The 21,241-nt window shown below is 49.1% G+C and carries 18 protein-coding genes and 2 tRNA genes; 7 read left to right on the plus strand and 13 right to left on the minus strand.

Features of this window, described 5'->3' with window-relative positions:
• Positions 1–30: 30 nt before the first annotated feature.
• Entirely contained in the window at positions 31–1,188 is a 1,158-nt protein-coding gene (locus tag B5M13_RS31435) for a helix-turn-helix domain-containing protein (RefSeq protein WP_080059427.1), read from the minus strand.
• Between the two features lie 5 nt (positions 1,189–1,193).
• A complete protein-coding gene (locus B5M13_RS31440; protein ID WP_080060157.1) occupies positions 1,194–1,814 on the minus strand; it encodes a hypothetical protein in 621 nt (206 codons plus the stop codon).
• 170 nt (positions 1,815–1,984) lie between these two features.
• Between B5M13_RS31440 and B5M13_RS31445 the strand changes: the two genes are divergently transcribed.
• From B5M13_RS31445 to B5M13_RS31465, 5 genes are all read left to right on the plus strand, one after another.
• Positions 1,985–3,220 carry a hypothetical protein gene (locus tag B5M13_RS31445; RefSeq protein ID WP_080059428.1) on the plus strand — a complete coding sequence of 412 codons (1,236 nt, stop codon included), beginning with the start codon at positions 1,985–1,987 and terminating at the stop codon, positions 3,218–3,220.
• 96 nt (positions 3,221–3,316) lie between these two features.
• A complete protein-coding gene (locus B5M13_RS31450) occupies positions 3,317–4,945 on the plus strand; it encodes a hypothetical protein (RefSeq protein ID WP_245860112.1) in 1,629 nt (542 codons plus the stop codon).
• Positions 4,946–5,085: 140 nt separating this feature from the next.
• Positions 5,086–5,161, plus strand: a tRNA-Gly gene (locus tag B5M13_RS31455).
• A 59-nt stretch (positions 5,162–5,220) separates the two neighbouring features.
• Positions 5,221–5,306: transfer RNA gene (locus tag B5M13_RS31460), tRNA-Leu, on the plus strand.
• Between the two features lie 627 nt (positions 5,307–5,933).
• Entirely contained in the window at positions 5,934–6,320 is a 387-nt protein-coding gene (locus tag B5M13_RS31465) for a Uma2 family endonuclease (protein ID WP_245860114.1), read from the plus strand.
• A gap of 3 nt (positions 6,321–6,323) precedes the next feature.
• Here the strand turns inward: B5M13_RS31465 and B5M13_RS31470 are convergent, their stop codons facing one another.
• From B5M13_RS31470 to eno, 9 genes are all read right to left on the minus strand, one after another.
• Complete coding sequence (locus B5M13_RS31470) at positions 6,324–7,583, minus strand: MFS transporter (protein ID WP_155297363.1); 1,260 nt, start codon at positions 7,581–7,583, stop codon at positions 6,324–6,326.
• Positions 7,584–7,688: 105 nt separating this feature from the next.
• Positions 7,689–8,993 carry a Gfo/Idh/MocA family protein gene (locus B5M13_RS31475; protein ID WP_080059431.1) on the minus strand — a complete coding sequence of 435 codons (1,305 nt, stop codon included), beginning with the start codon at positions 8,991–8,993 and terminating at the stop codon, positions 7,689–7,691.
• A gap of 185 nt (positions 8,994–9,178) precedes the next feature.
• Positions 9,179–9,955, minus strand: a complete 777-nt coding sequence (locus B5M13_RS31480; protein ID WP_080059432.1) for a 3-ketoacyl-ACP reductase — start codon at positions 9,953–9,955, stop codon at positions 9,179–9,181.
• Positions 9,956–9,960: 5 nt separating this feature from the next.
• Entirely contained in the window at positions 9,961–11,406 is a 1,446-nt protein-coding gene (locus B5M13_RS31485) for an oxidoreductase (protein WP_080059433.1), read from the minus strand.
• An 11-nt stretch (positions 11,407–11,417) separates the two neighbouring features.
• The gene (locus B5M13_RS31490) at positions 11,418–12,797 is read right to left on the minus strand and encodes a glycoside hydrolase family 88 protein (RefSeq protein ID WP_080059434.1); all 1,380 of its coding nucleotides are present in this window, start codon (positions 12,795–12,797) and stop codon (positions 11,418–11,420) included.
• Between the two features lie 179 nt (positions 12,798–12,976).
• Positions 12,977–14,554: a 2,3-bisphosphoglycerate-independent phosphoglycerate mutase gene (gene gpmI, locus B5M13_RS31495; protein WP_080059435.1), complete on the minus strand. Its 1,578-nt coding sequence runs from the start codon at positions 14,552–14,554 to the stop codon at positions 12,977–12,979.
• Positions 14,555–14,636: 82 nt separating this feature from the next.
• Positions 14,637–15,131 carry a low molecular weight protein-tyrosine-phosphatase gene (locus tag B5M13_RS31500; RefSeq protein WP_080059436.1) on the minus strand — a complete coding sequence of 165 codons (495 nt, stop codon included), beginning with the start codon at positions 15,129–15,131 and terminating at the stop codon, positions 14,637–14,639.
• 78 nt (positions 15,132–15,209) lie between these two features.
• Positions 15,210–15,521 carry an FtsB family cell division protein gene (locus B5M13_RS31505; protein WP_080059437.1) on the minus strand — a complete coding sequence of 104 codons (312 nt, stop codon included), beginning with the start codon at positions 15,519–15,521 and terminating at the stop codon, positions 15,210–15,212.
• 98 nt (positions 15,522–15,619) lie between these two features.
• Positions 15,620–16,900, minus strand: a complete 1,281-nt coding sequence (eno, locus tag B5M13_RS31510; protein ID WP_080059438.1) for a phosphopyruvate hydratase — start codon at positions 16,898–16,900, stop codon at positions 15,620–15,622.
• 274 nt (positions 16,901–17,174) lie between these two features.
• Here eno and B5M13_RS31515 point away from each other — a divergent pair, with 274 nt between their 5' ends.
• Positions 17,175–17,672: a hypothetical protein gene (locus B5M13_RS31515; protein WP_080059439.1), complete on the plus strand. Its 498-nt coding sequence runs from the start codon at positions 17,175–17,177 to the stop codon at positions 17,670–17,672.
• A 174-nt stretch (positions 17,673–17,846) separates the two neighbouring features.
• Positions 17,847–18,941 (plus strand): recombinase RecA, encoded by a 1,095-nt coding sequence (gene recA, locus B5M13_RS31520; protein ID WP_080059440.1) that lies wholly within the window; start codon positions 17,847–17,849, stop codon positions 18,939–18,941.
• A gap of 48 nt (positions 18,942–18,989) precedes the next feature.
• Here recA and B5M13_RS31525 read toward each other — a convergent pair whose 3' ends face one another.
• The gene (locus tag B5M13_RS31525; RefSeq protein ID WP_080059441.1) at positions 18,990–19,568 is read right to left on the minus strand and encodes a hypothetical protein; all 579 of its coding nucleotides are present in this window, start codon (positions 19,566–19,568) and stop codon (positions 18,990–18,992) included.
• 177 nt (positions 19,569–19,745) lie between these two features.
• Positions 19,746–21,029 carry a citrate synthase gene (locus B5M13_RS31530; protein ID WP_080059442.1) on the minus strand — a complete coding sequence of 428 codons (1,284 nt, stop codon included), beginning with the start codon at positions 21,027–21,029 and terminating at the stop codon, positions 19,746–19,748.
• Positions 21,030–21,241: the final 212 nt, after the last annotated feature.

Below are 21,241 nucleotides of genomic sequence, written 5' to 3' on the forward strand. Positions count from 1 at the left end.
AAACAGCGCGAAACGCGGAGCTAAATCTTCTCAAATCCCGATTTGAGAAGCCTTTTTCTTTTGCTGGGCCATGTATTCACCTGGTGAACTGCCCGTTAGTTGTTTGAATGTACGTTGAAAGGTGGCCTGCGAGTTAAATCCCGACTCAAAGGCAATGCCGGTTAAGGTCAGGTGTTCATTAGTCGGATCGAGCACTCGACGTTTGACTTCCTCTACACGATATTCGTTAATAAACCCGTTGAAGTTTTTGCGGATATGCTGGTTCAGAACCGCCGAAATCAGTTTGGGCGGAAGTTGCAGGTGCTGCCCTAATTTATCGACGCTTAAATCGGGGTCCATATACAGCTTTTCCTGCCCCATAGCTTTATCCAATGCGGTCACAACCTGCTCGACGGTTTCAACTGGTAAGTCTGAACCCGTTGTTTTGGAAGGAAGATTAGCTGAGGGGATTGATTCTGATCGCGTATGCAGGTAGCCTTTGAAACCCAGCCAGTAAATGAGAACAGCAATCGGAATGTAAATCGGATACCAGCCGAAACGATCCAGCAGTGGCCCTCGCCATGCCGGAACAATGTATGGAACCAGATGAATGAACCAAATGGCCTGAAAAATCAGAAATACGCTGACAAACTGCCCAAGCCAGCGTACATTCTGCTGCTGCTGTTGGTTTTGGTGAGAAGCCTGATAGTGATTCAAAAACCGTTTGGTTATAACCAGATAGATGGTAGCCGAAAGCCAGCGTGGAATATCAACATAGGTATTGTATTCGTCCATTATATGGCCCCAGCGTGGTCCTTCATTTTTGGGAATGAAGCCGAGCAACGACCCGATGACAAATGTCCATCCGATGAGTGGGGCGCCTATATCCAGGATCGTCGTGTAAAAATGACGTTTTTCTTCCTTGCCGAGCCGAAAACCAGAATCAAGCACTGATCGGGTATAGAAGTAGATAAGCGGGCCAATGGACATGGCCAGGAAAAACGGCAGCAGATCAATCGCTAAGCTTACCCACTGACTGGTAATTGGGACGCCTACGGCAAAACTCATGAGGGTCAATGACCCAATCAATGCAGCTAGCAGCCGATTCGATAATCGATTGCCTTTCGAATTAATCCATAATAACGTAGCTAAAATGGCTCCCTGAACACTGCCCAGCAGTAAGATGAGGTCGAAGGGAGAGATCGTCATAGCGTCTAATCCTCAATTTTCACACGTATGCGATGGGGAGCGGGCTGGTTACCACCAAAATAGAGCCCTGTGTTGTAAGCAAACGACTTGTTATGTGTAAACGGAACGGTTTTTCCACCGAGTACCTGATAGACTTTGCGGTCGTAGTCGATTTTAATGACCATTCGAGTAGGTGTGTTAATCTTGGCTTCTGCTACTTTAAAATCAATTCGTTGCCCTTCCACGTAAATGTAAGCCCCCAGATCAATACAGTTTCGTTGCTTATTCCAGCGCCAGCCTACGCGGGCGCCATCGACCTGATGCGGTGGAACGCCGTCCAGCGATTGATCTTTTGAGCCAACAAAACCCAGACCAATCACTTTGTTCCAGTCGTCGGCATCCGCATTGCCAATGTCGTAAATACACGAGCTGTCGAAGGTAACCGTTGCCGATACTTCACCAGGACTAATCAGTAAACCAACTTTCCGTTTTGGATTGGGTTCGTGTTCACCTGCTTCGATCACGACCCAGTCCGGGTCCGACAACAGGAAATCGGGAACGCAGGCGCTCATTAACAAGCTAAGCAAAGGCAGTAGAAGCCTGGCAGCCTTTGCGGAAAACGTTACCGATGAATCAAAAGAAAACATACTAGCTGGATTAACCATATTGACCTATTGTGCAAATAACGCTATAATTGTTGGCAAGCGTATGCCGTACAGTCAAGTAGATATACGAGTGCATATCTTTTTCTATCAACAGGTTAGAAGCAACCTTTCGACTTTGGAAGACTCTTTAGTTTTGAATTCATTACACCTTTATGCAACCGGATTATCCTTCCCGTTCACACCTACAATCGGGTAGCTGGCGCTTAGGCATACCAACCTACATTTATGCCGTTGTGTTCTCATCATTTTGTGTCATCATGGGTCTTCTCTGGGACATCATGTGGCACATGAGTATTGGCCGCGACGGCCTATTTGCCCCTCCGCACCTGGTAATCTATCTGGGCGCCGTAGTAGGAGGCTTGTTTTCCGCCTACAAAATCCTGAATCTTACCCTGACCCGCAACCACCCCGGACGATCGGAGGCCGTACCTTTTTGGGGTGTTTTCTACGGGCCTCTGGGGGCTATGTTTTGCGTATGGGGCGCTTTGGCCATGTTGACATCGGCCCCTTTCGATGATTGGTGGCATAATACGTATGGTCTTGATGTACAGATATTAACCCCTCCACATACGATCCTGGCCATTGGCATTATGACCATGCAGCTAGGGGCTATGATCGGTGTATTGGCACTACAAAATCAATACCGAAAATCAATACATACGCTTCAGGAAGGAAATAAGGCCAGTCGGCAGAGCACTCGGTTGCAGTGGTTGTTTGCCGGGGCGGCTGCCTTACTCCTCTGCATGATCTTTACCCTTGCGTCGGAGTCGATGGGTATGCGCGAAACGCATCAATCCGGGTATTATGCCACAGCGGCTATCGTTTTCCCATTTTTTTTGCTGGCTATGGGTCGAGCCTCGCTATTGCGCTGGCCAATTACAGCCGTTACGGGTATCTATATGCTTGCGTTGGTGCTGCCTAGCTGGGTAATTCAGTTTTTTCCGGCGACTCCCCGACTTGGCCCGGTTCTGAATCCGATTACGCGTTATCAGCCGTTTCATTTTCCCATGTTGCTACTTGTGCCGGGCTTTGTTCTGGACTGGTTAATGCATCGGTTTGATGGCCCTAAAAGTGATCGTCGAAAGATGAACGACTGGCTACTAGCAGCCATCTATGCGGTGGCCTTCATGGTCGTCCTGCTGATTGTTCAGTGGCCGTTTGGCGAGTTTCTGACCAAGTCCGCCTGGGCACGGAATGGCTTTTTTCTGTCGTATTCCTGGACGTATGATAGCCCACCCGATTGGGAGTATCGGTACGATTATGCCCCCTGGAATAGACAGACGCTAACTGATTTTGCTATAGGTTTTGGGAAAGCGTTGATCTACGCATTTCTGTCGGCCCGGATTGGCTTAGTGTGGGGGAACTGGATGAAGCGGGTAGCTCGATAGGGTAAAGATTGGCGGGGCGAATGAGTTGACATAGTTCATAATGGGCAAAATAGATATAAGGTGAAAAGGCTAATAACAACTTGGGTACTCTTTCTGATTTCTTTGCTATCACTGTCGGCCTCGGCTCATGTAGGGAGTTCGGGAGTAATTGTGCAAAAGCAGGTCGGCAAATACCAGTTACTGATTCAGATTAACCCGCCCGATGTCGTACCCGGTACCGCCATTGTTACAGTCTATGTCGAGCAGGGGCGCATCAGTACGATTGGTGCCCGTCCCATCTACTTTCGGTCGGGCGATAAAGGGGCCCCTACACATGACGTATTAAAACAGGTTGGTCAAAACCGATACGAAGGCGATTTATGGCTGATGGATTCTGGGTCATCGAGTATTGAGTTAAGTATTGATGGCCCCGATGGCAAGCAACAGGTCATTGTGCCCGTAATGGCCATTGCAACCGCTTTGCGTGACATGCCTCCGGGAACAGGTTACGGATTAGCGCTCATGGGGCTGCTACTGGTGGTCATGCTGATTACCATAGTAGGTGCCAGTAATGCAGATGGTATTGTGGTACCCGGCCAGCCCGCACCTACTCAGTTAGGCCGTCGGCGCTGGATTGGCATGATAGCGGGTTTAGTAGTGATGGGGTTGATATTAACTGGATGGAGAGCCTGGTGGACAAGTACGGCTGAAAACTACCGCGATGTGCAGTTGTATCGGCCAATGCCTATTAAAACCAGCGTTCGGGTAGCGAATGCGCAACCGCAGTTAACCATTCAGTTCGATACAGTGAGTGATGGTTCGAATCGTCGCGTACGTCGGCTATTCAGTTACATGCTACCCGATCATGGTAAACTAATGCATACCTTTCTGGTTCGAATCCCTGGTCTGGATGCTTTCGCCCATTTGCATCCCGCTCGTCAGGATACCCTGCGTTATGAGACGGCTCTGCCACCATTGCCAGGTGGTAAGTACTTACTTTATTCGGATGTTGTTTTTCGAAGCGGTTTTACGGAAACACTGACCGATACGATTGACGTACCCTCGTTGAAAATCAGTGCTGAAGCAGCCGCAGCTGCTAAGCTAACCGATCCGGATGATAGTTGGGTGGTCACAGAGCCGATGGGTGTGAAAGCCAATGCCGTAAACTTACCTCATCTAGACAACGATATGGTTGTATGTGGTAAGCCCAGTGCTACCTGTAAGTTGTCGGATGGCTCCTCGATGCTATGGATGGATAAACCCGATAAGATACTGGAAGCCGGAAAACTGTATACTCTGAAATTTGCGGTGGCGGATGCCCAGGGAAAAGCGGCTGCTCTGGAGCCCTATCTTGGTATGGGTGGCCATGCTGTAATCTTACGGTCCGACGGCACTGTTTATATTCATTTGCATCCGGTTGGTACGTATTCGATGGCCGCCGAAAATTCGATGGTAACCCGCATTGCCGATACGTCCCGTACATTTCATTATCCAGATGCTGTCCAATTCCGCGATAGTATCGATACGTATGTAGCCCGGCTGAAAACGATGCCTGAAGCCGAAAAAAATAAACTATTAGCGGCTGGTATGCCTGCTATGGGACATGTCATGAAAACATCGAACATGGTCGAGTTCCCTTATTCGTTTCCTCGGGCTGGTCATTATCGTATTTGGGTACAGGTAAAACGAAACGACCAGGTCTTAACTGGCGTATTTGATACGCAGGTGAATGAACCATTGTTGTAAAAAATAGGTACTGTAACCTGTTCAAAATCAGATTTCGATCCGCTTCAGCGATCTTTTTCTGAAATTTTTTTGGGATCAAGGCTTGACAAACGGAGAAAATCACCTAAATTTGCATCCACAATTCGCCGAAAGGCAATTATGCGAAAGTAGCTCAGCTGGTAGAGCGCGACCTTGCCAAGGTCGAGGTCGCGGGTTCGAACCCCGTCTTTCGCTCCACAAAGAGGCACCGGACCCGGTGCTTTTTTTGTAAAGTGCCACTTTTAGTGGAAAAGAATGCCGGGATGGCGGAACAGGTAGACGCGCCGGACTTAAAATCCTGTGGGCCTTACGGCCCGTGCGGGTTCGATTCCCGCTCCTGGTACTAAAAGGCCTCATAAAGAACTCGAAATCAGTTCTTTATGAGGCCTTTTGCCATTGTTGGTGTAATATTACAGTACCAATTGTTTGAAATACTTTAACTCTACAGCATATCAACAAAAAAAATCAACAGTTACCGTCAAATAATAATCTAAGCTTGGGTAGTAGCCTAACTGCGTTTATCCGCCAAGAAAACTGATTGATAAATAGGCTGATCGTAGTATCGTGAACCGCAATCGGCTGGGAAAAGCAGATGCTTCAGCGGGCCAGTCGCTTCAGTTGTTTCTTGTTCCCTACGTATGCCCACATCACGTCGACTTTAAGACTCCGTTTAAGACTCCATCAACGTACAAGAGTTCACAGGAACAATTTCATTACCGCACAGGCGGCCCTACTTTTTTGAACTGAGCGCTGACGATATTCCGATTAACGCCTAAGACGCAGTCCTAGCATCATTGGCGCTGAGTGCCAACGCGGGTAGTACCAGCGCGTTTGCCATATTTGGCTTGCCCACAATGCTTGCAAGAGACAGCTTCTAAGACCATTCACAACTATCCTCTAATCAACGCAGTTAAGTCACTACCAATATAAGCCATAGTAGATTCAAATTAGTATACTAACCGATTTAACGATCTGGAATCGATCAGCTCACCTTGGACTTGTCTCCGATTCATCGACCGGGTTCAATGGGGTTACGCGTAGTCCTGATGTTGCCTGGAAGAGCTATGATCAATGGAACCGAATTTCGACCGATGAGCGAAAGAAATTTCCACCGCTTTGCCCCGACTTTGTCGTTAAATTGCTAAACGAGTCGGATACTCTCAAAGGAACCGCCGACAAGATGCGGGAATACAGGGACAATGGATGCCGATTAGCCTGGATGATTGACCCTAAAACAGAGGAAGTGCGTATTTATCGAGCCGACGAGTCGGTCATCGTTGCACGCGGTTTTGATACTAAGCTGTCCGGCGAGGAGGTATTGCCCGGCTTTTCATTCAACCTACAATTGTTGCGCTAATCGCTACCCTTCCTCCACATAGTCCATATCTTTCGTGAACGTCTCATCAAGGAACGAGAGAGCGATCAAGGCAATAATAATGGTTAAAACACCGACGGTTAAAGCACTGTAGACAGTTCCTAACGTCGGCTTCAACTGAACAAAAATAGCACTCAACGGAATGGTAGCCGCCCGTACAAAATTCGGAATCGTAGTGGCTACCGTAGCCCGAAGATTGGTTCCGAATAGTTCGGCCGCAATCGTCACGAATAAGGTCCAGTAACCATTCGCAAAGCCCAGGCAAACACAGACCGCATAAAATAGCGTCAGACGGCTGATGGGGGCCAGCAGATACACCAGGATAAAGACGAAGGAAACCAGCATAAACAGCCTAATCACTTTTTTGCGGCTCCGCAACGACTGGCTCAGAAAACCACTGACCAGATCGCCCAACACCTGCCCCGAAAAACTCAGCATCACAGCCTTACCAGCAATAACGGGTTCGGTGAGTCCGATTGCTTTGCCTAACTCAGGGGAGAATGTAATCAGGATACCAACTACAAACCAGATGGGTAACCCAACCAGAATGCATTGAAGGTACTTATTCCGGCGGACCTTATCGCCAAACAAGGTTTGCACACTCCCTCGGGCGATGGCCCGCTGGCTGGTTTTTACGAATAAACCAGACTCCAGCACGTTGAACCGCAACACAAGCAGTAGAAGCCCCAATCCTCCACCGATGAAATAGGAAATGCGCCAGTCGAACAGATCGGCCATGAAATAGGCTAGAATAGCCCCCAGAACGCCCATCGTCGCCACAAGCGTAGTGCCGTACCCCCGAATTTCTTTCGGTAAAATCTCCGTCACCAGCGTTATACCAGCCCCTAACTCCCCGGCCAGGCCGATACCGGCAATAAACCGAAGCAGCACATACTGGTCTAGTGAGGTTACAAATCCATTGGCAATATTGGCAAGTGAATACAGAAGGATGGAGCCAAACAGCACCGAAAGCCGACCTCTCCGGTCACCCAGAATGCCCCAAAAGATTCCTCCAACCAGCAAGCCTGCCGTCTGTGTGTTTAAAAGTAACAACCCATCCCCTAATAGCCGGTCGCCATCGACACCAAGTGCTTTCAGGCTGGGAACCCGTACAACACTGAACAGGAACAGGTCATACATATCCACCAGATAACCTAGCGCAGCCACCAGTACCGGAATTTGCAAAAGTTGACGTAGTACCGAGCGACTGGTTTTAACGGGTTCAGGCATAATGAGAGGCTTCATACGGAAAGAGTTTTGTCTTCCCAGCGAAGGAAGTGTCTTAAACTGTCCTTACCTATGAATTAGGACGATTTAAGACACTTCCTTCGCTGGGAAGACAGAAGAGAATTACACTTTTTCGGGCACCACAAACGGAGCGCGGTACTTACGGGTAAGCATCTGATTGGCTTCTTTATCGCCAACGAATACTTCATTTTTCGGGTCAAAATGCAGGGTTCGGCCTAAGCGGTAAGAGATGTTACCAAGATGTGCGATACCCGAAGCGAGGTGTGCCGTTTCGACCGGGCCATTCTGCTTCGACTTATCCCGCGAGCGTACACAGTCAATAAAATTGGCGTAGTGATCGCCACCTGCTTTTCGGGCGGGGCCGGGCGTGCGTTCCTTGCCTAAGAAGGTTTTGTAATCGTCGTAGCCATTAATGACCATGTACCCTTTGTCGCCGTAGAACAGGTTACCAATTTCCACGCCGTCTTCTTTGTTGGTCATCCAGGGACGTACTTCAAACTGAATCACTTTGCCCTGTGACGGATATTTATAGACGGAGGTAAGGGTTTCGGGCGTTTCCTTGCAGTCGTTCCAGAGGAATTTCCCTCCGGCCGACGTAATCTCTTCAGGGAATCCTACATCCAGACCCCACATGCAAAGATCCGTTTCGTGAATGCCCTGGTTGCCGATGTCGCCGTTACCGTAATCCCAGAACCAGTGCCAATTGTAGTGAACATAGTTTTTGCTGAACTCTTTTTCCTGAGCAGGCCCTTGCCACAGATTCCAGTTCAGTTCGGCTGGAACCGGCGATTTACCCTGATTACCAATATCGGGCCGCCATTTAAACACTAATCCTCTGGCCATATAGACCTTACCGATCAGCCCATCCCGCAGGTGCTTGATGGCTTCCTGAATAGCTTCCGAGCTTCGCAGTTGGACGCCATGCTGCACGATTCGGTTATAACGGGTAGCTGCTTCGACCAGTTTACGACCTTCATGAATGTTATGGGCTCCGGGCTTTTCGACGTACACATCCTTGCCAGCCTGACACGCCCAGATAGCAGCCAGTGCATGCCAGTGATTAGGAGTAGCAATGCTTACGGCATCGATATTTTTATCGTCGTAAACCTGCCGCAAATCACCGATGGTCTGCACTTTCCGGTTGTATTTCTTTTCAAAATCCGCAGCCCGCTCCCGGAGAACATTGCTGTCTACATCACAAAGGGTGACCACTTCAACATCTTTCAGCCGCGAAAACCCCTGAATGTGATCCTTCCCACGACCATTGACCCCGATAACGGCTACCCGAACCCGGTCGTTAGCCCCAAACGCGTGGGCCGGAATGTAAGTAGGTAAGCCGAAGGCAGCTATGGAACCTACGGCAGCCGATTTAATAAATTTTCTACGAGATTCGTTTTGACTCTCCATGTATAATTTTAGGATTTAGACGTTCCGAACGTTTGCATACCGTTCAATTCCTTTTGTCTATCGTAATACGTGAACGGGGCTAAATACGACTATAGCGATCCGGCGAATCTGCGATGAGTTTTCAGGATATAAAGAGACACGGCATGGTAAACTAATCGAAAAACCAGCAACTGATTATCAAAATCTTACAAACGTGGTAACGTCATACCACCATCCACCATAATGACCTGACCAGTCGAATACGGAAAGTCGCCACGGGCCAGCGAAGCAACGGCACGCCCAACGTCGTCGGGAAGGCCCCATCGCTTCTGCACGCACAACCCATCGGCAATCAATTTATCATATTTGGCCGTAACGCCCGCCGTCATATCGGTTTGAATAATCCCCGGCCGAACCTCATAGACCGGAATATCGAACTCACCAAGCCGGGCGGCAAAGAGTTGAGTCGCCATGCTCAATCCGGCTTTCGCAACACAATACTCTCCCCTATTGACCGAAGCGACGGTAGCCGAAACGGACGAAATGGTAATGATTCGGGCCACAAAGTCAGGATTATCTCTTTTTTGCTCGATCATCCAGTTGGCAGCCGCCTGGATCAGGAAATACGCCCCTTGTAAGTTGGTCGATACCACGTACTCAAAACTTTCTTCCGTGGCTTCCAAAATATCCCGACGCTCTTTGGGCGCAACACCGGCATTGTTCACCAGCACGTTCAAGCGACCGAAATGCGCCTTTATCTTCTCCAGCATGGACAGTCGATCGTCGCGCGATGCAATATCGCCAGGGCAATACATCACGTCGGCGCCCAGCGCCCGCAGGTTATCCAGCACATCGGTTACCAGCATTTCGGGCCGAACCCCGTTGATTGCCAGGTCGAAGCCTGTCCTTGCCAGGTGTTCGGCAATACCATACCCAATGCCCCGGCTCCCACCTGTAATGAAGGCTGTCGGCTTACGCTTCATGGTCGTCACAGGCTGTCTTTAATGGCTTTAAGCTGGTCGGCTTCAGGGCTTTTTTTGTAGAGCGTATCCAGCGGATAGCAGCCCGAAATCAGGCCGTTACGCGGGGCTGTGGTACAGTCGGAGAACGTGCGGCAAATATGATTTCGGACCAACGCCCGACCCGCCAACATGTCGGCTGGCATGGTCGGATAAGACAACACCATTCGCCCGAATCCAATACTATCGGCCATGGTATGCCGCAATACGTACTGCGCCACGTTGGGCAACCATTCCTGCAAATAGGAATAACCGGAGCCGATAATTACTAATTCTGGGAAAGCCTGTTTCAGTTCATGGGTTACGTCAATTTGTCGTTTTACACCCAGTAGAGGGTCTTCGGGCGGCAAATAACCATCAGAAGGCGGGAACAAAGCAGGGCGCATCAGATGCGGATTGTAATAGGGGCTTCCTCCGGTAATGCACACCAGTTGCACACCGAGCAATTCGGCAAGCGCCAGAAAAGCCTTGGTTTCGGTCAGGTCAGGGCCCAAGCCATCGGCTGTACTACCAAACGCAAACGGATACGGTTCGGCCGATTCGGGAATACCTGTACCCGTTGGCCCTTTTTTGAACGGCAGCATATCGAAAGCACTCAATCGGATACCGATTTCCAGACCCGGTGCCGCCTGCCGAATACCTGCCACGATGTTTCGCAAATAGCGCGTTCGATTGTCAAAAGAACCACCATACCGCCCCTCGCGACTGACCGCACTCAGGAATTCATGCCCCAGATAGCCATGACAGTGCTTAATATCGACAAAGTCGAATCCCGCTTTTTGGGCCAGTACAGCCGCTGCAATGTATTGTTCGATGATCTGGTCAATAGCTTCGTCGGTTAGTACTGGATAATCGGCTGCCATCCCGAACTTACTGTTCAAAAATGGATGGCTGTACAGAATCTGCGACTCAAAGGCTTTGTGGCTTTTCGGTTTACAAAATCGCCCGGAATGCGTCAGTTGCAAGCCGATCAGCAGATCATCGGTCGTGCCAAAGGCTTCAGTATGGTCCTTAAGAAGCTGTTGACGCAAATCGAAAAAATCCGAAAACGTTTCGGTGTTCAGCACCAGTTGATTCGGATTGGCTTTTCCGGCATGACAGACCGCTACGGCTTCACAACCAAACAGCAGTTTGGCTCCACTGATGGCAAATTTCTTCCAGCGATTTCGGGTAAAATCGGTAGGTCGCCCGTCCGTAGTTCCATCCCAGCCTTCCATTGGCAAAATACAAAGGCTATTGCCAATCGTTTGACCCGACTTTAAGTGAATCGGCCGATTGAATGGGCTTTCGGCAGACGGTAAAAGCGTATCGTCGAATGGTAACGCAATATGATTCTTATCCAGGTAGTTATGCAGGTCAGCAGCCGTTTTTAGCTGAGCCATCCGCGGATAGGCAGGTTTATATTTCTCACTCATGGGCAGAGCAATCAGGCGATGCAGTTAAAGAAGGTATAGTACGGTTCGTTACGGATAATACGTTGTACATATAGGGCGACTTCTCGGATGTGATAATCGCCCCACATGCTCGATTCGCCATTGGCAATTTTACTGCCGGGCGGCACATAGTCCCATCCATTGGGCTGGTGATAGATCGAATGACGCAACAAGCCCTGATGGGATGGATGGGTGCTTAAATACGGCTCGTCAAGTAGTGTATTGAGCGTTGTCAAGCCAGCCTGATAGTAGCGTTTACCGGCCTCTTCGTTGCCTTTTTGTGCCAGATATCTTCCTAAGCGCAGTAAGCCCTGGGCTCCAATGGCGGCTGCCGTGCTATCGACCGGCTCGTAGTCATTGTAAGGATCTGCCGGGTGGTTCAGGTAATCGCCCAGCCGATGCAGGTTAGGTGCTCCCGTATCCCAATAAGGAATGCCATCGGTAGACGTGTTTTCAATATAAAAATCGCAGGTAGCCGCTGCCGCTTTCAGCATATAGGCTTCGATCGTCGCTCGGCCACCAAAAGGCTCTAATTCAGCGTCGTTGCGAGTGGCGAGCCATTCCAGTTCTTCGGCAAAGCCACACATAGCCCAGGCCAATCCACGCGTCCAGGTCGTAAAGCCCGAATATCCCTGCTGGGAGTTGGGGCAGCGGAAATTTCCATCCTTTACATTGAACACGCTTTCGTGAGCCGTGCGCCCCCATACATCGTATGAGTCGCGCCCTTCACCGTAAAATACCGAATAATCGGCGGTGGCTTTGATGTGCTGCAAGGCCCGTTCCAGCAAGTTGATTTTCACATCGCCCTCCCCCTGAAACACATGACCAAGCGCATGACTCAGGACCAGCGCCCGGCAAGAACGAATGGTATCGACAAATAGCGAATGGGGCCCGTTGAACGAACTGATAAAACCGCCGTTCTTAACGGTAGTCCATCGACTGGCCTGAACAGCACCGGAGATTTTTAGGGCGAGTTCGTAAAAATTCTTTTCCCACTCGTGGTGTGGAGTCCGGCCTTCCTGCATGAGTCGCAGTAAGTTACCGTAGGTACTGACGTTATTGAACCCATGGTCGTGCACACCAATATGGCTAATGTGCGGAGCCATCACGCTAAGCGTTTTCTGACGGCCTATTTCCAGGAAATCAGTGTCACTGGTCGCGTCGAACTGTAGAATGGCCGAACCAAACTGAAAGCCCTGAGTCCACTCGGTCCAGCCGCGTGTTGTATATTTACCCGCCCAGGTAAACACCGGAGAGCCTTTTGAAACGTCGTATTCCGCTTCGATCAGGCGGATTTTCTGGCCAGACAGTTCCCAGAATCGGTCAAGTTTTGCTGTGAGGTCGGTGGGTTGTAAGGAATAATTAATCTGCATATAGTAAGGGAAACGACGTGATTTCCGGTTTCTCCTTACTTAAAGAGCAGTTGATAAGACTACTACTTTATAATTAGCCATAGACCCCGGATTTTTATGATGTCTAACCGAAGTGTCGGCCCGGCATCATAAAAATCCGGGGTCTGTCTATACTTGGCAGACTAAAAGCCCGCCGACTTTTACTCTTTGATCAAACTCACGCCACCCATTTCGGTAGGCTGGGGAATGCCCATCAACTGAAGAATGGTGGGGGCAATGTCGGCCAGTTTACCATCTTTCAGCTCAGGATGATAATCCTTATCGACCAGAATGCAGGGAACCAGGTTCGTTGTATGCGCAGTATTAGGCGTACCGTCGTCGTTGACCATGTACTCGGCATTCCCGTGGTCGGCAATGATGATCGTAGTATAGCCATGGGCAAGAGCCGCTTCCGTAACTGCCTGGGCACAGGCATCGGCCGTTTCGGCAGCCTTCACAACGGCGGAGAATACACCCGTATGCCCAACCATGTCGGTATTGGCAAAGTTGAGGCAGATAAAATCCGCTTCTTCTTTCTCCAGTTCTGGAATGATGGCATTCCGAATGTCGTAAGCGGCCATTTCCGGGATCTGATCGTAGGTTTTTACCGGAATGGTAATCTGTACACCCCGATCGTCCAGAACCGTCATTTCCTTAGGCGACGGGCACAGGAGCCGTTTCTCGCCCGCAAAAGGCTCTTCGCGGCCACCCGAGAAGAAGAACGTTACGTGCGGATACTTCTCGGTTTCGGCAATACGAATCTGCTTCCGACCCGCATCAGCAACTACTTCACCCAGCGTTTTTGACAGGTTATCTTTATCAAAAATTACCTTGACACCCATAAACTCACTGTCGTAATTGGTCATGGTGATGTAGTACAGCGGCAATTTCTGCATCCCCTGCTCCGGGAAGTCTTTCTGTGTGAGCGCCTGCGTAATTTCCCGGCCACGATCGGTACGGAAATTGAAACAAAGGACCACATCTCCCTCTTCGATAACGGCTATCGGCGAACCATCTGGTTGAGATACAATAATCGGTTTGATAAACTCATCAGTGACGTCGGCATCATACGACTCCTGCAAGGCTTTGGTTACGTCCGAAGCGGCCACTTTGGTTCCAACGCCGTGTACCATCGCATCGTAAGCCACTTTGACCCGCTCCCAGCGGTTATCGCGGTCCATCGCGTAATACCGCCCGACAACACTGGCAATCTGGCCCGTCGTTGCCGCCATATGAGCCTGTACATCGGAGATATACCCAATCCCACCTTTCGGGTCGGTATCGCGTCCGTCGGTAAAGGCATGAACAAACACTTTCGTTAGATCGTGGGCGTGGGCGATAGATAATAAACCTTTGAGGTGATCGACGTGCGCGTGAACGCCCCCATCCGAAACAAGCCCGATGAAATGAACCTGCTTATTGTTGGCTTTGGCATACGTCAGCGCATCGACCAGAACCGGCTCAGTATCAAGCGTATGTTCATCAACCGCTTTATTGACTTTTACCAGATCCTGATATACTACCCGACCTGCACCGAGGTTCATGTGACCCACCTCCGAATTACCCATCTGACCGGCAGGCAATCCAACTGCCAGCCCCGAGGCTTCGAGGGTGCTATGCGGATATTTAGGATATAGTGAGTTGATAAACGGTGTATGGGCGGCTTCGATAGCCGACACTTCGCGCTTCAGCGGAATACCCCATCCATCGAGAATGATGAGAATGACTTTTTTTTCCATTTTTTAATGATTGAAAGAGCGAAAGAGTGAAAGCGTGAAAGCGTGAAATGCAGGTATAGGCTATTTTCACTCTTTCGCTCTTTCACCCATTAAGATTATGCTGTTGAATTAAATACGTAAGCAATTGTCGGCAGCAGCGCAGACAAATCTGATACACCTCTTCGAAAACCTCAGGGCCTTCGTAATAGGGGTCTGGTACATCAGGATCGTCGCTGACATCCGGATCGAATTCGCGCAGCAGAAAGATCGTGTCAGTTGTATATAGGCCGGTGCTCCGGTAATTCAGCTTTTCGATGGTTTCGAGGTTTTTCTCATCCATCGCTACAAAGTAGTTGAACTGCGCCAGGTCGTCGCCTGTCAGACGTCGGGCGCGGTGCGTAAGCGTAAGCCCATGTTCGAGAGCATTCTCACGTGTTCGCAGGTCGGGCAACTGGCCAATATGATAAGATGACGTACCGGCCGAATCGCAACTGATGTATTTTTCAAGCCCTTCTTCGGAGAGGAGCTGCCTAAAAATACCCTCCGCCACCGGCGACCGGCAGATGTTGCCTAAACAAACAAACAGAACGGAGATCATAGCTACAGGAAGCGAGGAGCATGGCGCGTGGAGCAAGGTGATAGTTAGTTCACCTTGCTCCACGCGCCATGCTCCTCGCTACTTTTCAAGGGGTTCATTGTTCTCGTCCACAATGACGAACACATCCTCGCCAGGTTTCTTCATCAGGTATTTCTCCCGGGCAAATTTTTCCCGAAGCTGATCATTCCCCAGCAATTCCCGCCGTTCGGTTCGAACCGTTTCGATTTTCTCCTGATAAAACCGGACATCCTCTTCCAGCACATGGAGTTCCCACCAGTTTCGAATTTGCGTAGGCAAATCGTTGGCGTCGAAAAATACCATCCATGCCAAAAGCCCTACGCCTGTGGCAACGTAGAAATTCCGAAGAGAGCGAAGGAGTTTTTGTAGCATGAGACAAAATGCGTGGAGCGTGGTGCAGGGGGCACGGAGAAATAGCAGCTACAGTCACTCTGCGCCCAACTCCATGCACCCTGCTCCTCGCTCCTTACTTAAAACTTAAGTCCTGGGAAATAAGCGGTTTCGCCCAGTTCCTCTTCGATTCGGAGCAACTGGTTGTATTTTGCCATCCGGTCTGAGCGCGAAGCCGAACCTGTTTTGATTTGACCCGTATTCAGGGCAACAGCCAGATCAGCGATGGTAGCGTCTTCGGTTTCGCCCGAACGGTGCGACATGATGTTTTTGTACGAATTCCGCTTCGCCAGATTCACCGTATCGATGGTTTCGGTCAACGAACCAATCTGGTTTACTTTTACCAGAATAGCATTGGCAATACCTTTATCGATACCCTCTTGTAAGCGGGTCACGTTGGTTACGAACAGGTCGTCACCAACAAGCTGGGTTTTATTATCTTTCAACAGATCGGTTTGTGCTTTCCAGCCATCCCAATCGTCTTCGGCCATACCGTCTTCAATCGACAGAATCGGGTATTTGCTCACCCAATCTTTCCAGAACCCAGCCATTTCCGACGAAGTCAGCTTATCGCCCGTCGATTTTTTGAAGTGATAAACACCCGCTTCGGCATCGTAGAATTCCGACGAAGCAGCGTCCATAGCAATCCAAACGTCTTCGCCGGGACGGTAGCCTGCTTTTTCAATAGCCTGAATGATCGTCTGAATGGCTTCTTCGTTCGATTTGATATTGGGCGCAAAACCACCTTCATCACCGACGTTGGTTGCCAGGCCCATCTTTTTCAGAACGCCTTTCAGGGTATGGAAAATTTCTGTACCCATCCGCAGTGCTTCCGAGAAGCTTGGTGCGTTGGCAGGCATAACCATAAACTCCTGGAAATCAATAGAATTGTCAGCATGCGAACCACCATTCAGGATATTCATCATCGGCACAGGCAGCGTGTTGGCGTTTACACCACCGATATAGCGGTACAGCGGCAAACCCGCTTCCTGAGCGGCTGCTTTGGCCGCTGCCAGCGACACGCCAAGGATGGCATTGGCTCCTAAACGGCCTTTGTTGGGCGTACCATCCAGTTCGAGCATGATTCGGTCGATCATGCTTTGTTCAAAGATCGATATGCCAACCAGTTCAGGAAAAATCAGTTCATTAACATTCGAGACGGCTTTCAGGACACCTTTGCCCATATATACCTTTTTGTCGTCGTCGCGGAGTTCGACCGCTTCGTGGGTACCTGTCGATGCGCCCGAGGGTACAGCGGCCCGACCCAGAAAACCGTTTTCGGTACGAACGTCAACTTCAACAGTTGGGTTACCGCGTGAATCCAGAATTTGTCGGGCATGAATGCTTTGGATGGTACTCATTGGAGAGAATAAAAGGGGTTAACAACAAAATAGCTATCGGTCCGGCGATTCGGTGATCCGGCAGGCCGGTTTATCTGATTTGACGCACAGGCGCTTAGGCTTATGCACAAATCGAGCACAAAGTAACGAAATACAGGGCAAAACTTCAGAACCAGAATCGGATTGGTTTGTTACTTAATGAATAATTGATGGTCTTTATAGTCCTGAAACAGAAGTTATCAGAAATTTTTGTCTATTTGTGCCCTCACAAATACCACCAAACGAACCAGATCCTATGCGCGGGTTATTGTATTTTCTCCTGTTTTTATTAGTTGTGTTTGGCGTGCTCTACGCCCTGACCGGATGGAGTTATAGCGACGGCGAACGGGCCGGAACCGTCTCGAAATTCAGTCGGCGAGGCTTCATCTTTAAAACCTATGAAGGTGTTCTGAACGTAGGCGGTTTTTCCGGCGAAACCGGCTCATTGACACCGCAATATTTCGATTTTTCGGTGAAAGACGAAGACGTAGCCAAGCAGATTACCGACGCTGTAAAAACAGGTCAGCGCGTGACGCTACATTACGAAGAAAAGATCCTGAAATTCCCCTGGAATGGCGAAACCAAATATTACATTACAGGGGTAGAAATAGTAGGGCCGCCCCTGCGTCCTTACGGCGATGCGTCTGCGTATCCGGGTTATCAGCCGGGTCAGACGCAACCGCAATCAGGCCAACCGCAAGCTCAGCAGCCAGCTGCCTCGCAGGCCCCGGTCACATCAGACTCTATTCGCTAGTGCAACTCCTAACAACAGCCAGTTAATTGCTTAATTATGTTGCAATTAGCTGGCTGTTACATTATTACTATTCCCTTAAAAACCCTCGGATAAAAAGCCCCAACTATTTTCGAAAACCGTTTGGTAATCCGGCCATTTTTGGGTAATTTTATCTGTTTAAACAACCAGCTTAACATGGCAAAATCAGACATGGCGCAAGCCACAGCATCTGCTAATGACAGTAAACTAAAAGCCCTTCAAACCACCATTGAAAAACTGGACAAAGCCTTCGGCAAAGGTACCGTAATGCGCCTGAGCGAAAGCAAAGTGGTTGATGTTCCAGTTATTTCAACCGGCTCCTTAGGTCTCGATCTAGCTCTCGGTATCGGGGGTATGCCACGTGGCCGTATCGTTGAAATTTATGGGCCAGAATCTTCTGGTAAAACCACGCTGACGATGCACTGCATCGCCGAAGCCCAAAAAACCGGCGGCCTCGCTGCTTTCATCGACGCTGAACACGCATTCGACCGTGTATATGCGGAAAAACTGGGTATTGATACAAAGAATCTGCTGATCTCACAACCCGATAATGGCGAACAGGCCCTCGAAATTGCCGAACACCTGATTAGCTCAGGCGCTATTGATATCTGCGTGATTGACTCTGTTGCTGCGCTGGTTCCTAAAGCCGAAATCGAAGGCGAAATGGGCGAAAGCAAAATGGGTCTCCAGGCTCGTCTGATGTCGCAGGCGTTGCGGAAACTGACGGGTACTATTAATAAGACCGGCTGCTGCTGCATATTCATTAACCAGTTGCGCGAAAAAATTGGCGTAATGTTCGGTAACCCCGAAACAACCACGGGTGGTAACGCCCTGAAATTCTATTCGTCGGTTCGTCTGGACATCCGTCGGATTGGTCAGATCAAAGAAGGCGCCGATAATGTAGTAGGGAACCGCACCAAAGTGAAGGTGGTCAAGAACAAACTGGCTGCACCGTTCAAAGTGGTGGAGTTCGACATTATGTATGGCCAGGGTATTTCAAAAGTTGGTGAAGTACTCGACCTGGCGGTTGAAATGGAAATCGTGAAGAAATCAGGTTCCTGGTTCTCATACGGTGCCAACCGTCTGGCACAAGGCCGTGATGCTGTCAAAGAACTGTTGCTCGATAATCCTGAACTGATGGCTGAACTGGAAGGTAAAATCCGGGCAAAAATCGCTGAAGACCAGGATGCTTTGCTTGACCCCGTTCTTGAAGGCACCGATGCCGACGATGAAGGTTTGCTTGACGATTAAGGCATATATGCTTTACAAAAAAGGGCAGGATTTGTTTCCAGCCCTTTTTTATTTTACATAGGTACCGTTACTATATTTCAACTTCGTCAGAAACTTAATATTTTTAAATGAGAGCGGATTCGGCGCTGCTGCATCCTGCACCTGATCGGGTATCATTCTAATATTAGCAGTACCTTTGATTTCACCGGAAACCTCATCGAAGGACTGAATCATTAATTGGGTTCCGGAACCAATCACAGGCTTATAGGTACCCCAGGGAAGTTTATTGCTTAAGGTTGTGAATGTACAGCCAATACTGTCGGTTCCGCAATACAAGGTTCGGTAGTCTACTTTAAATTTTGTTAGCGAACCCGGCTTTTTCGGAATATTAAATAGCGTCAGTGTCGCTAGTTTTTCGCCATTATCAGCGAATTCCGTAATGGTAATATCGAACGCATAGGCAGTACAAGGCACTCTCGATGCCGCAGCAATTCGTGCATTGCTTAACTCGTTTCCCTGTCGAGCTCCCGTAACCACTCCCCAATAATTTGTTGAATAAAGGTTGGGAATAGGAACAGAGGGCAATTCAGTAGCACAACTTAGCGGGACTAAGGCTACGAATAAAATAACTTTTGGCACAATACCCATCTGACTCGTTCACAGCAATATCATACGTGTCGTTAATGATTTCTTATCAAAAAGCGAGCCACATACTATACATTTTCTATTGTATAGTATCTTTAAGATTTCTCAAAAAAACTTAATCCGTACAAAAAAAGCTACCACAAAGGGGTAGCTTTCAAAAAAGTATAAACAGAATACTACTTATCGATTTTCCAGTGAAACAAACTCGCGCAGCGTAGGCCCTGTATAAATCTGCCGGGGCCGACCGATAGGCTCTTTTTGCTCCCGCATTTCTTTCCATTGGGCAATCCAGCCGGGCAGACGGCCTATGGCAAACATAACCGTAAACATATTGGTCGGAATACCCAAAGCGCGGTAAATAATGCCCGAATAGAAGTCTACATTCGGATATAGCTTACGCGATACAAAATAGTCATCGTGCAGAGCAGCCTCTTCCAGTCCTTTCGCAATTTCGAGTACCGGATCGTTAATACCCAATTTGGATAAAACGTCATCGGCCGCTTTTTTGATGATTTTAGCGCGGGGGTCGAAGTTTTTGTAAACCCGGTGCCCAAAGCCGAATAGGCGGAAGCCCGTCGTTTTCGCATTTTTCGCCATGTCGACATATTTGGCAACATCGCCCCCATCGGCTTTAATATCTTCGAGCATCTCGATCACTTCCTGGTTGGCACCACCGTGTAGCGGTCCCCACAAAGCACTAATGCCTGCCGAAATGGACGAATAGATATTCGCCTGCGACGAACCTACCAGCCGAACCGTTGAGGTAGAACAGTTTTGCTCATGATCGGCATGGAGGATCAGCAATACGTTCAGGGCTTCAACCACGACCGGATCAATTTTATAGTCCTCAACCGGCAACGAGAACATCATGTTCAGGAAGTTCGGAATATAGTCGAGGCTATTTTTGGGGTAGTTGATCGGATGCCCCTGCGAACGCTTGTACGACCAGGTAGCAATAGTTGGCAGTTTGGCCAGTAACCGGATAATGTGCAGGTCTGTTTTATCGTCGCCCGACCCTTCCAGATCAGAATAAAACGCGCTCATGGCACTCACCAGCGACGCCAGTACACCCATTGGGTGAGCCTTCACGGGAAAACCATCAAAAATTTTCCGCATGTCTTCATTAACCAGCGTATGCCGACGAATGGAGTTTTCGAACTGGGAGTACTGGTCTTTCGTTGGCAATTCACCGTAAATGAGCAGGTAAGCTACTTCCAGAAACGACGCTTTAGCAGCTAAATCTTCGATGGCATACCCACGATATTGTAAAATACCCTGCTCACCATCCAGAAACGTAATCGCGCTTTTGGTGGCACCGGTATTTTTATAACCCCGGTCTAAAGTTACGTAGCCGGTCTGATCACGGAGATTCGATATGTCGAAGGCTTTTTCATGTTCGGTTCCCTCCAGCGTTGGGAATGAATAGGACTTACCATCGACTGTTAATTCAGCGGTATTTGCCATACAAATTCAGGGGTAGAATAAATCAGAGGTACTACAATAGCGGTTTGTTGAGTATCATGCTCAAGTAGCCGTTTAGAAACGTTTTACCCGTCAGGAAGCTCGTAGTAAAATTATCCGGGCGAGTCCACGACGGGCGAAATTAGCCGAAAAATTAAAACGACGAATGAAATTGTCGTAAAAAACCCAGATTACATTTATATTAAATTGTAACC

It is taken from the genome of Spirosoma aerolatum (assembly GCF_002056795.1).
In the GTDB taxonomy this organism is placed as follows: domain Bacteria; phylum Bacteroidota; class Bacteroidia; order Cytophagales; family Spirosomataceae; genus Spirosoma; species Spirosoma aerolatum.